We start from the raw sequence: 15,672 nt of genomic DNA, 5'->3' as shown, positions 1-15,672 counted from the left end.
ATATTGAAATCTCCAATTTCTATATGCCTATTAGATCAAAGGCCTGGATCTGCGTCCAGGCCTTTTTCAACAGTCTGGGATGGCACTGCCATCCTTTTTTGTATGCAAATCTAAACCCGTGTTGCAGTGTTTTCAATTACGCACTTTCAGATAATCACGTACACACTCTAAGTCGATAATCACGTCTTCCAGAGAGTGACTAATATGCGCTACCTGATCTTCACCCCGGGGCATTTCTGAAAGGTTCGAGGCAATGGTTCCCAGCTTTTGTTGCAATTCTTCAATCAGCATTTGCGGAGTCATGTTGAGTTTCCTGTCAGTCATAATTATTTTAGATTCACCTGGCACTGGCTATACTACGTTGCCAATACAGAAAAAGATTTGGTAAAAAACTTAATCATTTGTAAGACATCAGCCACAAATCAGATTATAGAAAGTGTCTTTGACAAACAGGAGCACTATTCACCGGCTCTGTGAAGTCATTCACAAACTTATTCTGATAAGCCTGAGTCTGACCTTATGAATTGGCTTGCTGGCTGGCAGATTTAAAATTCTCCACCATTTGTTGAAACGCCAATAACAAGGCGGCGCCATCTTTGTGAGTGCCGTGTTTACCGCCTAACTCACCAAATAATTGCATAGCCTGAATTTGAAAATATTCCTGATGCGACATCATGCCATTCCCCTGCATTAAACTACCGGAACTACTCTCTGTATCGGCATCAATGGGAAAAGCTTGCGGGAAAAATAACCGTTAAATTGTGAACAATTTAACGTTTGCGGTTAATTTGTTGGTTCAGCGCTTCAAAATGGCCTACCACCTGTCGCAACTGACGGCTGATCCGTCTGACATCCTTTAAGCCAACCGGCGACTGCGCCAATGACTCTACCAATCTACCCACATCCTGACGTAATGTTTGAATATTTGAAACCGTACTACTCATCTCGATTAAAAATCACATTGTTGAATTTTTGAAAGTTTAGTGCATTTTTTTGTGGATGCGAGAATTTTTTACCAGATTAATAAAAATTTTTCCATCATCACACCGGCCACTGCTACATCGCCGCAGCAATGACCTTCACATAATACAGCACCCCGGCGAAAAAGAACTCCACCGCAATCAGCATCATGATCAAGCCCATCAGTCGCATCATAACGTTAGCGCCGGTTTTACCCAGCACCCGCAAAACACTCTCACCAATGGTAAAAACCACCGCCGTTGCCACACAGGCGGCAAAAATCCCCAGCACCACATTAACCTGCTGCATTGCCGTATTGGCCTCCTGCATAAACAGGGTCACCATAGTAATAGCACCCGGGCCACAAATCATGGGTATTCCCAAAGGCGTTACCGCAATATCTTTGCCGTAGTTATCATCGGATTCTTCCGGCAGCTTTTTTGGCACAGTACGCCCACGCAACATTTCATACCCCATGATAAAAAACAAAGCGCCGCCTACCACCCGCAATGAGCTGACGTGAATACTGAAAAAATTAAAAATGGCCTGCCCTGCCAGCGCAAAGATCACCATGGCAGAAAACGCGGCGGCGGTTGACAACAAAATGACTTTGCGACGGGTTTTGATACTGAGGGATTGGGTCAAACTGATATACACCGGGATCGCGGCTATCGGGTTGATCATGGCAAGTAAGGAGGTAAAAACAAAAAGTATGTGTTCCACAGGCAGGGTTCCAGTATCCGGGTCAGTAAAAACTCATCATCTAAATGATATTCAGGCGCAGATGGTGCTATCGCTACTGCCCGCTATATTAACGAATTTCATTTGACAGTACCCAACATTTACCTATCCTATGCGCAATTTTTACCTGTTATGCCCCAGCTATGCAAATTACCGAAGTTCAAAACGTCTTTTTGCGCATTCGTTCCAATAAAATTTTCGAACTGTTTGTTATCTCAGTGATCGTGTTCTCGGCCCTGTTGGTAGGAGCGAAAACCTATAAATTACCGGACCCCTTCAATCAAATCACGCTGTTTTTAGATTGGTTTATTACCGGTTTTTTCCTGGTTGAGATTAGCATTCGTTTTCTGGCAGAAACCAAAAAGCGGTATTTTTTCAAAGACTTCTGGAATCTGTTCGACACCACAATTGTGTTGATCAGCCTGATCCCCATCGAAAACTCCGAAGCCGCCGTTATTGCCCGCCTGGTGCGCGTTTTTCGGGTATTGCGTATGGTGTCATTTATCCCCGAACTACGTATCTTGCTCACTTCTCTCATTAAAGCTTTGCCGCAGCTGGGCTATGTTATGTTATTGATGTTCATCATCTTTTATATTTATGCCGCTGTCGGCAGTACCCTGTTTTATGACATCAATCCGGAGTTGTGGGGCGATATTGCGATTTCCTTATTGACCTTGTTCAGAGTGATGACCTTTGAAGACTGGACCGATGTCATGTACGAAACCATGGCGCACTATCCCCTTAGCTGGATCTTTTACATCAGTTTTATTTTCTTCACCGCCTTTGCGTTTTTAAACATGGTGATCGGTATCGTGGTGAACGTCATGGAACAGGAACATGCCAAAGCCCGGCAGGAAGAACAGGAAGCTAATCACGAACCCAGCATTAAAGATCTGGATGAAAAGTTAACGGCGTTACAGGCGCAAATGCAAACTCTGCTGAACAATCAAAAGCGTTCTGATCCGCAATAGTTTAAAAATAAAACAGAATAAATTGGCCCCATGAGAGCATTTGAATTACAATTGCTCTCTTAACCCTGAAAAACACGCATATTTTTGCGCCTCCCGGCGCGCATTCTACCGGAAATTCTTTACATGACATCCAATACCATCAAGTTCAGTGATCTTAATTTACCCCAGCAAGTGCTGGATGCACTGGACAAAATCGGCTACGAAACCCCCTCACCTATTCAGGCGGAAGCCATTCCATTATTAAGCGAAGGTCATGATCTGATTGGCCAGGCACAAACCGGAACAGGTAAAACCGCTGCCTTTGCTCTGCCCATGTTGGCAAAAGTAAATCCTGAAATTAATCAGCCACAGTTGGTTGTTCTGGCCCCAACCCGAGAGCTGGCGATTCAGGTAGCCGAAGCATTTCAGGCCTATGCGGCATTTAGCGACCGCATTCGCATACTACCCATTTACGGTGGTTCTTCGTATGACCATCAGATCCGCCAGTTAAAACGTGGCGTACAAATTGTGGTGGGTACACCAGGTCGTGTTATCGACCATATCAAACGCAAAACATTAAGATTAGATAACGTCAGCATGTTAGTACTGGACGAAGCTGACGAAATGCTGCGCATGGGCTTTATCGATGACGTCGAATGGGTACTGGAACAGGTACCAGCCGATCGTCAGACCGCCTTATTCTCGGCCACCATGCCACCGCAAATTCGCAAGATTGCTGATAAGTTTCTGGATGATCCAAAAACCGTAAAAATCGCCGCCAAAACCAGCACCGCTGAAAAAATTCGCCAGCGCTTCTGCAAGGTATCACCTAACAACAAGTTAGAGGCACTGACGCGGGTACTGGAAGTGGAAGAATTCGACGGTGTCATTATTTTCGTGCGCACCAAGACAGCCACCACTGAGCTGGCCGACAAACTGGCGGCCCGCGGTTATGATGTTGAACCGCTTAATGGTGACATTCAGCAAAAATCACGTGAGCGCACTGTTGAGCGTTTAAAACAAGGTCAAATTGACATCCTGGTAGCTACCGACGTAGTTGCCCGTGGTCTGGATGTTGATCGCGTCAGTCACGTTATTAACTTTGACATTCCTTACGACACAGAAAGTTATGTACACCGGATTGGTCGTACTGGCCGTGCCGGTCGTGAAGGTGAGGCTATTCTGTTTATTTCACCTCGTGAAATGCGCATGTTAAAGGCCATTGAAAAAGCCACCAAACAGGCGATTGCGCCACTGCCAATTCCCAATGTCAGTGAGTTAAACGAATCTCGCCTGAGCCGTTTTAAAACCCGGGTATTTGAAGCGTTAGACGCCGAAGATCTGGAAACCTGGTCAGAAGTCATCACGCAAATTCAGCAAGAAACCGAAGCCGGTCCGGAAGCCCTGCTTGCCGCTTTCGCCAGCCTGGCTCAAGGTGGTGAACAAATCTTCTTATCTGAAGATGACGTGCCGGAAATCAATCTGCCGGATCGCGGCGCCAGAGACAATCGTCGTGAACGCGGTCGCGATGGCGGCAGTCGCGAGCGTGGTGAACGTGGTGGTCGCGAACGCAGCCGCAATAAGCGCGATAACAAGCCTGACGAGAATATGCAACGTTACAAAATCATGGTGGGTCGTAAACACGACGTGCGCCCTGGTAGCATTGTTGGTGCCATTGCTAACGAAGCAGGCCTGGACAGTGAGTTTATCGGTGCAATAAACATTTATGATAATTTCAGTACTGTTGATCTGCCCAAAGGGATGCCCAATGAAGTTCGCGGCATTCTCAAGAAAACCCGTGTGGCCGGTCAAAAACTGGATTTAACCGAATGGCAAGATCGTCCCGAGAAGAAGTCTCGTCCACGCAATAACAGAGACTAAATATTAATAACCTTTGATTATATCTATAACCAATTAATGATTTATTGGTTATAGATAAATCTGGCAAACTGACTTCAGTTTAATATCTGGTTCTCCGTCATGCGTTATTTTCCTTTGTTTTTCGATACCCATAATATCCAGGTACTGGTGGTGGGTGCCGGTGAAGTCGCCGCAAGAAAAATAGAGCTGTTGCTTAAAACCGAGGCCACTATTTCAGTAGTGGCACCGGATGTCTCACCTACCGTGGCGCTGCTGGCCCAACAGGGCAAAATCACGCTGCATCAAAACCGCTTTGAGGTACAATATTTAGATGGCGCCCAGTTGGTATTTATTGCCACCAATGACGAAACGCTTAACGCCGGTATTCAGCAACAAGCCAAGGCCAGAAATATCATAGTGAATGTGGTGGATAACCCGCCATTATGCGATTTTATTACACCGTCGATCGTAGACCGAGGCAATATCACTATTGCCATGAGCAGTGGTGGTGTGGCGCCGGTGCTGTTGCGTTATTTACGCCAAAAGCTGGAGGCCATCATTCCGCAAAATATCCGCTATCTGGGTGACTTTGCAGAAAAGTTTCGTGAAACCGTAAAATCCAAACTGCCCACAGTGACCCAGCGTCGCTATTTTTGGGAATGGTTTTTCGACAGTGATGTGGCCGAAGGCGTGTTGCAAGGCAATCTGAGTGAAGCAGAAATGCCCTTTTTAGAAAAGCTGGAATCCGCTGGACAGGACGAGAGTTTTAGCCAGGGACAGGTTTATCTCATTGGTGCCGGTCCGGGTGACCCGGAACTACTGACTTTCAGAGCATTGCGTCTGATGCAAAAAGCCGACGTAGTAATTTTTGATCGCCTGGTATCACCACAAATAATGGATCTGGTGCGCCGCGACGCCGAAAAAATCTATGTGGGCAAAGAAAAAAGCAATCACACTATTCCCCAAGAGCAGATCAGTGCCATGTTGGTGGAAAAAGCCAAAGAAGGTCACCGTGTGGTGCGTTTAAAAGGCGGCGATCCCTTTATTTTCGGCCGTGGCGGTGAAGAACTGGAAACCCTGGTGGATGCCGGTGTGGATTTTCAGGTGGTACCAGGTATCACTGCAGCCAACGGCGCGGCCAGTTACGCGGGAATTCCGCTGACGCATCGCGATCACGCGCAATCGGTGGTGTTCGCTACTGGTCATTTAAAAGACAATACCATTAACCTGAATTGGTCCGGCCTGGCGCAGCCCAATCAAACCATCGTATTTTATATGGGCCTCACCGGGCTGAATGTTATCACTGAAAAACTGCAGGAACACGGTTTACCTGCTGAAACACCTATTGCACTCGTACAACAGGCCACCCTGCAAAACCAAAGGGTTGTAACGGGTACGTTGCGCGATATTTTAGATAACCCGGAAGTAGCCCTCTTGCAGCCACCAACCTTAATTATTGTGGGCAGTGTGGTGTCGTTACACCGGCAATTTGACTGGTTTAATCCCGCAACAAATTCAGAAAATCGCCTTTGAGCCTTGCGTTAAGCCGGATTGAAAGAAATAATCTAGTCATTCCACTGATCCGGTTTAATAACAAGTATGTCTGCAGACGACCTGGAAAATTCGTTTAAAATTCTCAAGCAAACCGTGCCGCTGCTGATCAAGCACAAGATATCCGCTGAGCCAACCAACTACGCGATCTGGTACACCTATGCCAGCAACCAGTCGCCAGACCTCAATCAGGCGGTGGATTCTGCCATTGATAGTTACAACGCTATTTCCGAAGCCCGGGCTTTAGATATGTACCGCACACACGTTGCGGATAAACAGGAAGTCAGTGCCTGGCAACTGCGACGAAGCATTGACGCGATGATCACTGAGCTTAGTCAGACCGTAAAAGATACCCGCCACGAGACCAATGGATTTCGCGATGTCATGGACAAAAGTCTGGATGGCTTAAAAAAGGTGGAAAGCGAAGGCTTTTCCGTAGAAGAAACCATGTCAATGGTGCGCAACCTGGTCAAAGAAGGACAGAAGATCCGCAACAGTACGCTGACCTTCAGTGCCGCCATGGCAAATGCCGAAAAAGAGATCAGCGATTTAAAAGAAAAACTGGAAGTCAGTAAAAAGGAAGCGCTGGTTGATGCCCTGACCGGGCTCAACAATCGGCGCTATTTTGATTCTGAGTTTGCAACTGCTGTAGCAAATGGCGAAGCCTCACTCATTTTGCTGGATGTGGACCATTTTAAAAAGTTCAATGACAGCCACGGTCATCAAATGGGTGATCTTGTGCTCAAAGCAGTGGCCAAAAAGTTGAAATCCAGTTGCCGGGATGGCGCTGAGGCTTATCGCTTCGGGGGCGAAGAGTTTGCTATTATCCTGCCTGTCAGCAATCAGGGACGCGCTTGCCACCTGGCCGAAACAATGCGCCGCACTATCGAGAAAATCCAGGTTAAACAGAAATCTACCGGTAAAGTAGTGGGCGATATCACCGCCTCTTTTGGGGTTGCCGTATTTGCAGGAAGCGAATCTGCTGGTAATCTGATTGAAAAAGCGGATAAATTGCTCTACGAAGCTAAACGCCTGGGTCGCAACCGGGTTATGCCCATCAGTTAATATTCCGATTTAGAATTGAAGTCACAAAGGGAATTTGTCAATGCACATTGATGTCAACAGCCTGAGTAAGCGCTATAAAAACCTGACCGCAGTAGATGCACTCAGTTTCAGGGTCAACAGTGGTGAAATTTTCGCGATTCTGGGCCCCAATGGCGCCGGAAAGTCTTCCACCATACGCATGTTAGTCGGTCTGACAAGTAAAGACAGCGGCGACATTGTTTTTCAACACCATGAGCAGTCTTTCACCCAGTTAGACAGCGACCAGTTTGGTTATCTGCCGGAAGAACGCGGTCTGTATCAGGACGTTTCAATACACAAAATTTTGCATTACGTGGCCGCGTTAAAAGGTATGCGCAAAGCCGATGCGGAGCAACAAATTCAGCACTGGTTGACGGAGTTTGAATTAGCTGACCGGCAAAAAGAACCGTTGAAATCTCTCTCTAAGGGCAATCAGCAAAAGATACAGTTATTGAGCAGTATCATCCACCGACCTGAACTGGTGATACTGGACGAGCCCTTTTCCGGACTGGACCCGGTCAATCAGGAAAAAGTGATTCAGTTTTTAAAAACCCTGCAACAACAAGGCACTACGGTATTGCTCAGCGCGCATCAGATGTCTCTGGTGGAAAAGCTGGCCGACAGGTTGCTGCTGATGGCAAACGGCAAATCGGTGTTGTACGGCAATATGGACAGCATTCGCACGGAATCGACACTGGGCAGTGAACTGCAACTGGAGCTGGCATCGGTGCCCGAAACAGCGCAACTGGATGCCATTCGACAAGGCTTTGATGATGTCTGCTCGGTAACCCTAAACAAAGCAAATAATCTGCACTTACAATTGGTATCCCGCTGTCAGATCCCCAATCTCCTGCAGCAACTAATGACCATGTTGCCGATTGTTAATTTACAACTGCAACAACCGGGGCTACACGAAATTTATCTACATGCCCTCAGCGAAAACACCACAGGGAGTCAAAGTCATGCATAAGGTTTGGATTGTGGCTCAATGGGAATTTCTGAAGAATCTCAAACTAAAACAAGAACTCATTGGTTATTTTATCATGCTGGCCATCTATGGCGCTCTGTTCGCAGTGCAATACTGGCAACAACAGACACAGCAGGAAAAAGTCATACTGGCTGTTAGTAGCGCAGTACAGGTGCAGCTCAGTGACCATTTTCAGTCTCACCAAATAGCAAATCAACCGGATAACGAGACTTATCAGGCTATCATGCAGGAACAGGGATACGACGGTATTTTATTGTTTGATACAGCATCAGGACAGTATCAGTTGCTGATCCCCAATGAGGTTAGTTGGCGCACTAAACTGGAAACAGAGCTGGAAGATTACGAGCGTCAGCAGTTGCTTCAGGCGATGAATATATCGGATGAGGAACTGCAACAATTACAGCAACCACTGAACATTGCCATAATCAACAATGCAGAACAGGATGTAGGACAAGACGCCCGTTTGCTTAGCACCGTGGTGGCCATTCTTACTGCACTTGCGGTTTTTAACAGTTTTGCCCTGAGCATGACTTCGGTTACGCAGGAGAAACAGCACCGGGTCACGGAACAACTTCTGACCTGTGTTAATTTTCAGCAATGGATAGACGGCAAAGCACTGGGTTTGTGTCTGTCCAGCATCAAGAGTTTGCTGTCGACGTTGCTGATTATGGGTTTAGTATACAGCGCCATTATGATATTTTCGCCGCAACAGGAACTCGATCTCAGTCTGGCAGATTCGCCAATTACACTGATGGTGTTGTTCTGTATTGCCGGTATCATTTTTTGGAATTACGTGTTTGTAGGATTCTCAGCCACCATTGACGATCCCAATCACTCCGGTAAAACCGGTCTGATGTTTTTACCCATGGTGCCGGTAATGTTGGTATTTATGGTGCTGGATGATCCCGCCGGTGAAGTAGCCACCATCTTATCCATGGTGCCCCTGACAGCCCTGTCTTTTATGCCTATGCGTTTGGCTTCGATGGCGGTGCCCGCGTGGCAAGTGATGCTATCACTGGGATTGATGATCGCGGGTATTTGGGCAGTACGTTTGTATGCCAGCCGGATTTTTCGCGCCAATATCACCCTGTTTGGCAAAGAGCCTACCTGGTACCAGATGTGGAAAAACATGCGAGATAAATCCTTATAACGCGCCACGGTGCATCTTTGCCGTTCTAAAATTTATCAACCAGAGACTGTTAATTGTGTTACGACAAAATCTCGGCTTTGCCCTCAATCTGATTGCACTTGGGTTATTTGTACCCGGTATTTTACTGCCCATGTTCTCACTGGATATGGAGCTGTTAGCAAACCTGGGAAATTCAGCGTTAACCGCGTCGCTGGTTGATAAACAACTCTCGATTCTGGGTACGGTTGACGAACTTTGGCAGGATCAGCGTTTTCTGGTGGGCTTTTTGATTTTGTTTTTTTCAGTCATCATTCCTGTCATGAAAACTTTTCTGGTAGCGATAGCGCGTTTTTGTCGCACTCCAGGAACACAAGAAACATTATCGGCTCTGGTAAGTAATATCGGCAAGTGGTCCATGGCCGATGTTTTTGTGGTGGCTATTTTTCTGGCAGTACTTTCAACGGATCACAGCAGCACCAGCAGCCAGCAGGAAATCAACATGGGGTTGTTTAAAGTCAGTTTTGAACTGAGCTCGCAAACCCTGTCAAACGTTGGGCCAGGATTTTGGTATTTTACCGGCTACTGTATTGTGGCCCTGGCAGGCACCCTGATTTTCCAACACGGCGTAAGATCCCAGTCCCGTTAAATTGGCAGTTTTGCCAGTTGTGCTATCTTTAACAAAACAAACCTGCGGAAACATCGCCAGCCTAAACCATGGAAGCGCTGTCACTCACGGGATTTAAAACCCGTTCTACCATTTCTCTACTGACCGCTCTGGCAGTATTGCTGATGTCCTATGCCATACAGCAGCATTACATCGAGCTGCAAAAGCTTAAGGTCCTGCAAGCCAGTCTGGCAAAAGAATTGAGTGAGCGCGCAAAGACGCTGGAGCTTACTTTACAGGCTCTTATTTCCACCAACCAGTTATCCCATCGCCGCAATTTGAAACACCACGCGGTTGAGCAGCTTTCCCGGATCACGGAAAACCGCAATTATTTTCGCCATCAGGCATTTAATCATGACACGTCCGACAATGAGCGACTCACGGAGCCACTGTACCAGCAGTTAGAACAACTCATCACGGTTACCCGGGACGCGTTAAATGACGATACAACACCTGCCCAACATTTTATCAGTAGCGATGCCAATCGCGACATGTTGACGGCATTGCGCCAACTGGCTGATAACCTGTACCAGGAACAACAAAGCCACCAGGAACAACAACTCATGCGGCTACAACAAACACTTATTTTGTCTGTTACGCTTATCACGGTGGCATTGTTATTTGTAGTATTGCCGGTACTGCGGCGGGTTAAAAATGACAAAGCCGCTATAGAACGCCAACGCACTCAGATTGCCCGCATCAGACATACCTTTGATACCTTTACTGATCACTCACAAAACGGCGTGCTCAACTATGAAAAAGCCACCGGGAAGATCAACTTTGTCAACCAGAGCTTTGTTGAAATGCTGCAATATCAGCACAAATCGCAATTGCTGGGTGAACCGGTGGAATCGGTTTGTGTTGGTCACAATGCCACAAATCAAAACGAAATGTCAGGCAAAGTCCTGGCCCTGAATGGCACTGCAATTCCGGTATTTTTTGATCAGTTCAGCTCACATCGGATTGACGATGGTGCCGAGCTGATTTGGCTCAATATCACCGATTTGCGGTCTGTCATAGAAGTTGAACAACGCTCGCAAAACGCGCAAAAAATGGAGTCTATGGGCACCCTGGCCAGTGGTATCGCACACGATTTCAACAACATTCTGGCGATAATTCGCGGCAGCTCTGAGTTGTTAAAACTCAGCGTAGCTTTAAACGACAGTGCCCAAAAATGTGTCAATCATATTATTGAAGCTGGCGAAAGAGGCGCGAGTTTGGTACGCCAGATTTTACAGTTTTCCCGGGCAGACACCGAATACCTGAAAGTGATCGACATCGCACAACACATTAGTCAAACGTTAGAGTTGCTGGCCCCCGGGCTAAAAAAGAAATGCACGGTCAATTTCGCCTGCCACGCACAAGGCAATATCCTGGCTGATGAGTCCTCCGTCAGCCAGATACTGATCAACCTGGTGAAAAACGCCTCCCAGGCAGGTGCCACCAGCGTCGACTTAACACTGACCCGAGAAGGAGATGACTTTCTCTTAGCCATCACCGACAATGGCAGTGGTATCGCGGAGGAAGCAAAACACAAACTGTTCGAACCCTTTTTTAGCACCAAGAAGAAAACCGAAGGTACCGGACTGGGTTTATCAGTGGTACACGGTGTAATCCAAAAACTAGATGGCTCCATCAGTGTCCACAGTGAGCCGCAAAAAGGCACAACATTTGTGATCCGGTTGCCTGCCACACCGCTTCAGGCAGAGGAAAATATTCCAGAGCCCAGTCCGCAGAAGCTGAGTGGCACTGAGCAGATATTACTGGTGGAAGATGAAGCCAGTTTGCGCAATATCTATAGCACCTACCTGACCATGAAGGGTTACAAGGTGACCGAAGCCTCCAACGGCCAGGAAGCACTGGCATTGTTCCAGCAAGCAAAACATCAATTTGACGTACTGGTAACAGACCACAATATGCCGGGCTTATTAGGCTCTGAACTGATATTAGCGATACGCCACCTCAGTAAAAAGCCCATCAGAACCATTATGGTTACCGGCGACATTGAAGACGCAGCCAAAGAACTCAAGAACCAGGGCATGATTGATGAAATACTCACCAAACCCATTGCCCTCAATAATTTAGACAGTGCTATAGAATCGCCTTCGAGTTCGGTGAATTCAGACTCCAATCTACAATAATTTTGAATGGTCAGTGTTTGTTACAGCCCGACGGACATTTCACATCGCAGCAGGTCATCAAGGCATCAACAAAATCAGCCCACAAATGAGTGAAATATTACACGCCTGAAAAAAGCCGGCATAAAAAATAAACATTTCAATTTTATTACCGATAAAAGAAACAGTAACGCTTAAAAAAGAAACTATATGTAATATTTATGAACGTTTCTTAGCTCATTAAATGAACTAAGTGACAATGCTAAAAAATACTTCAACGACGAAACCAATGTCATTTAAGTGTTGTCGTTACATTTAATTACATCTGGGCAATAATGTGCCACAACACATTGATAAAATGGACTTTATTGCCGCAACAGGTGGCAAATCATGTCAGGTTATATAATCTTCGGTATATAATTTATTCCCGTCCCCCAGAGTTTTCACACAACTCAAAAAAGTAAAACTTTTGGCACACATTCTGCCTAATGAAAATCATCTGATTACTTCAGATAAAATTTTACCTTCTTTATTTATAGATCTTTCAATATTTGTATATTTAAAACACGTTGGAGTGTAACAATGTTAGAACAGATTACGCGTGATAACACCATTATTGATATCACCAGCCGGGGTGAAAAAGAACAAATCAACGGTGGTTTATTTAAAACCACTTTAGGCTCGGTGGGTGCAGTGGTTGACAATGTCAGCAACGTCAATAACGATACGGCGACTATCGTCAAAAAAAGTGCGGACACACTGGATAAACTTCTGGACTCCTCTGCATCTACATCAACTCCTGCTTCCGGAGAAGGACTTTTCTCTGACAATGACATTTCAGACCTGCAACGCCAGTTTGCCGGAGCGTTAAAAACCTCATTGCTTACATCAAGTGCAGCAAGCCAACAATCTAACAGTGAAGTTGCGAGCACTGACCAGGATGTTCCACAAAACCAGACGTCTGAAGCTGAACCCACCTCAATCATCGAAGGAATGATGAATGATGCAGAAAAAGCCTTTGATAGTTTCGTCAGTTTTTCTTTTGGGACAGACGGAGCGGGTATTGAAGATGTCTTCGAAGCAGTTAACCCACTAAACCATATTCCAATTGTTTCTGATATTTACAAAGGAACAACTCCCACAGACATAAGTGCAGCTTCAGCAATTGCTGGTGGTTTCATTGCCGGCGGTCCAATGGGTGCAGCCTATGCAGCGATTGACACAGCAACTGAGTCAGTGACAGGAGACTCTATTACTGAAAATGCCTTCAATTTAGGGGCTGAGTTAATTTCCAACATTAGTGCTTAAAAGTTACACCATTACATTGTGAGAACCGACATGATGAAGTTTCATCTGCTTTCGTCCTTTCCTCGCCAACCTTTTTTATGTGCGAAAACCAAGAGGCTTGCACTTTTCGCTGCTTTTATTCTGCTAACAGGTTGTCAAACTCTCAATTCATCAGAACAAGAAGTGGTTAAGAATTTACCAACAGATCCCCGAGTAAGTAATACTCCCCTTCCGCATCCCGAGCCTGAAAAAATAGCAAGGGGCAACATCGACTATGTCCCAATACGAAACAAAAATCCTCCTCAACTGGTTGCGCCAACAGGTTCGCTGTTTAATGAGAATGAATACTATGGACTGTTTCTACATAAAACCAATTACAAGATTGGCGACATGGTTCAGGTAGTCATTGAAGAAGAAACTAAAGCGACCAAAAACCAACAACTGAAGAAGGATAAAGCCAGTGAAATGTCTGTTGGTCCGCTGCAGGTTAGAGCCGGGGGGATAAACCTGGAGAGAGGACAAGTTAATGTGGATCATCAACAAGGCAGTTCTTTCGAAAGTTCAGCCAGTAGCGAACAATTTAATTCAGTAGAAGGTGTTATCAATGTTTTCGTTAAAGAGATCCTCAACAATGGGAATTTAATCGTTGCAGGAGAAAAGTGGTTAAAACTCAATGAAGGAGAGGAGTTTGTCAGAGTCATTGGTGAAATACGCACAAAGGATATAACCGCACAGAACACCGTAAGTTCGACAAAACTGGGAAACCCAAAAATTGAGTTCAGCGGTGTAGGTGAACTACAAGAGAACCAAAGGGGTTCTGTAATTGACAAAATTCTTTCCGTTTTCAATTGAGTAGATCATGGATATAAAAACCATTTTGATAGTTATTTTAATGGGTTGGTGCAACCTGGCCTATTCGGAAAACTGGTTTTACGGCCAGGCAAGAATGTCAATTGATGGCGCTGATTTGGATGCCGTCCGTGAATTGACCATTAAAAATGCAATATCGGATGCGTCCTACAGAGCCGGAGCAACGATTTCTTCAGAAGAAATCGTCTTAGATGGGGTGTTGGTTGGTAGTAAAGTTATATTACAAACGCAAGGCTACCTGAGACGCGCAGAGGTTTTGAGTGAAGATATTAGCAACGGTGTTTTGACGGTAAATGTCAGAGCTGACATTCTCGTGGATGAGGGTTGCAGAAAAACCAAATACGGAAAAAGACTGCTCGTAAGTCAGTTCGTGTTGATGGATCCTAAACAAGCCGCATTAGGGCAGCTTTTTGATATTGGGACACATGTAACGAAAAGGATGCAGCTTCAATTAAACTCTCACATTGAACAGCTAAATGCTCATTTAATAAATCAATCTTTCGATCTAAATGACGCTAATTCCGGGTTCCAATGGCCAGAATTAGTCCGCAATTCTGAATACCTGGAAAGAGAATATGGGCATCAGTATGCACTTTTTGGTGTAATTCGTGATCTAAGTTTGTTTACCCAAACCAAAGACAAGATTTTTTCAAAACAAACCAAAACTCGTCGAAGCTTCACGATAAGAATTTACCTCCTGGATACCTTTAGTCAGAATATCATCCTTGAGCAATCCTATCATGCTGAAGCTGACTGGTCATTTTCCCTCAATGATCCAGTAGATTTACAAAGTAGCCTGTTTTGGCAGTCTGATTTTGGCATGGCGATCGCCAATACTTTGGGCAATGCCGCCATTGATATTGACGATGCAATTAAATGCTCCAAAAGTTATGCCCAAATTATTGCGCCTACTGATAGTGGATTCATCATAAATTTAGGTGCATCGCACGGAGTTCAGCTCGGAGACATATTAAATCTTAATAAAAGAGTTTCAGAATACTCTGGTCGAATATTAAGTAAACCCTATATTTCTCACCAGAAAGACAGTGAATTCAAAGTAATCAGTTTAAATTCAGAAACGTCCGTTATCTACCCGGTGAAAATTGGCGCGTCACTCAGTGCAAGGGTATTCGATTTTATGAGTTCTGCAGAACAAAAACACTAATTTGATATACGGATAACGAACCACAATAGGTCAGGCTTATTGTGCTCTGAGCGGAGAATAGCGATAGGCCACCTCAGGAAAGCCCATCAGGGCCTTGTGGAATTGGGAAGACAACCAGTAAGCCGCCGCTCCAGTCATGAATAATCCGTCGGGGACAATCATTCATCTGATGGTCCAAAATAAAAAGCCCTGAAAAGAAATCAGGGCTTTCTGAAGTTGGGGAGCTAACCTATAGAAGTTCCAATCTAATCTGACATTTCCCTTTTAAAAGAGAGAGTTACCAGTTTAAGGTATGGGTGTCGAATCC

Annotated in this window: 15 protein-coding genes; 11 read left to right on the top strand and 4 right to left on the bottom strand. The window is 45.5% G+C overall.

What is annotated here, in order from left to right; translation table 11 throughout:
* Window positions 1-132 precede the first annotated feature (132 nt).
* The 4 genes from AC0J20_RS22315 to AC0J20_RS22300 form a co-directional block, all read right to left on the bottom strand.
* Complete coding sequence (locus AC0J20_RS22315) at window positions 133-303, bottom strand: hypothetical protein (RefSeq protein ID WP_229528171.1); 171 nt, start codon at window positions 301-303, stop codon at window positions 133-135.
* A gap of 214 nt (window positions 304-517) precedes the next feature.
* Window positions 518-676: a hypothetical protein gene (locus AC0J20_RS22310; protein WP_229528170.1), complete on the bottom strand. Its 159-nt coding sequence runs from the start codon at window positions 674-676 to the stop codon at window positions 518-520.
* 94 nt (window positions 677-770) lie between these two features.
* Complete coding sequence (locus tag AC0J20_RS22305; protein WP_473023431.1) at window positions 771-944, bottom strand: hypothetical protein; 174 nt, start codon at window positions 942-944, stop codon at window positions 771-773.
* 112 nt (window positions 945-1,056) lie between these two features.
* On the bottom strand, window positions 1,057-1,683 hold the full coding sequence (locus AC0J20_RS22300; protein ID WP_229528168.1) for a MarC family protein: 627 nt from the start codon (window positions 1,681-1,683) through the stop codon (window positions 1,057-1,059).
* A gap of 161 nt (window positions 1,684-1,844) precedes the next feature.
* Between AC0J20_RS22300 and AC0J20_RS22295 the strand changes: the two genes are divergently transcribed.
* From AC0J20_RS22295 to AC0J20_RS22245, 11 genes are all read left to right on the top strand, one after another.
* Window positions 1,845-2,672: an ion transporter gene (locus AC0J20_RS22295; protein WP_229528167.1), complete on the top strand. Its 828-nt coding sequence runs from the start codon at window positions 1,845-1,847 to the stop codon at window positions 2,670-2,672.
* A gap of 123 nt (window positions 2,673-2,795) precedes the next feature.
* The gene (locus tag AC0J20_RS22290) at window positions 2,796-4,532 is read left to right on the top strand and encodes a DEAD/DEAH box helicase (RefSeq protein ID WP_473023430.1); all 1,737 of its coding nucleotides are present in this window, start codon (window positions 2,796-2,798) and stop codon (window positions 4,530-4,532) included.
* A 99-nt stretch (window positions 4,533-4,631) separates the two neighbouring features.
* Window positions 4,632-6,044, top strand: a complete 1,413-nt coding sequence (cysG, locus tag AC0J20_RS22285; protein ID WP_473023429.1) for a siroheme synthase CysG — start codon at window positions 4,632-4,634, stop codon at window positions 6,042-6,044.
* 66 nt (window positions 6,045-6,110) lie between these two features.
* A complete protein-coding gene (locus tag AC0J20_RS22280; protein ID WP_229528164.1) occupies window positions 6,111-7,127 on the top strand; it encodes a GGDEF domain-containing protein in 1,017 nt (338 codons plus the stop codon).
* A 40-nt stretch (window positions 7,128-7,167) separates the two neighbouring features.
* Complete coding sequence (locus AC0J20_RS22275) at window positions 7,168-8,115, top strand: ABC transporter ATP-binding protein (protein ID WP_473023428.1); 948 nt, start codon at window positions 7,168-7,170, stop codon at window positions 8,113-8,115.
* The gene (locus tag AC0J20_RS22270; RefSeq protein WP_473023427.1) at window positions 8,108-9,283 is read left to right on the top strand and encodes an ABC transporter permease; all 1,176 of its coding nucleotides are present in this window, start codon (window positions 8,108-8,110) and stop codon (window positions 9,281-9,283) included. The genes AC0J20_RS22275 and AC0J20_RS22270 overlap by 8 nt, the downstream gene beginning before the upstream one ends.
* Window positions 9,284-9,338: 55 nt before the next feature.
* On the top strand, window positions 9,339-9,908 hold the full coding sequence (locus AC0J20_RS22265) for a paraquat-inducible protein A (RefSeq protein ID WP_473023426.1): 570 nt from the start codon (window positions 9,339-9,341) through the stop codon (window positions 9,906-9,908).
* Between the two features lie 68 nt (window positions 9,909-9,976).
* Window positions 9,977-12,067, top strand: coding sequence for a hybrid sensor histidine kinase/response regulator (locus AC0J20_RS22260; protein ID WP_473023425.1), 2,091 nt, complete (start codon window positions 9,977-9,979; stop codon window positions 12,065-12,067).
* Between the two features lie 558 nt (window positions 12,068-12,625).
* A complete protein-coding gene (locus AC0J20_RS22255) occupies window positions 12,626-13,351 on the top strand; it encodes a hypothetical protein (RefSeq protein ID WP_473023424.1) in 726 nt (241 codons plus the stop codon).
* Between the two features lie 30 nt (window positions 13,352-13,381).
* A complete protein-coding gene (locus AC0J20_RS22250; protein WP_229528158.1) occupies window positions 13,382-14,182 on the top strand; it encodes a flagellar basal body L-ring protein FlgH in 801 nt (266 codons plus the stop codon).
* Window positions 14,183-14,189: 7 nt separating this feature from the next.
* Window positions 14,190-15,365 (top strand): flagellar assembly protein T N-terminal domain-containing protein, encoded by a 1,176-nt coding sequence (locus AC0J20_RS22245; protein ID WP_473023423.1) that lies wholly within the window; start codon window positions 14,190-14,192, stop codon window positions 15,363-15,365.
* Window positions 15,366-15,672: the final 307 nt, after the last annotated feature.

It is taken from the genome of Planctobacterium sp. R6, assembly GCF_055755215.1.
Note: the sequence above shows the minus strand (reverse complement) of the source record. Positions and strands in the feature narration are given on the sequence as shown.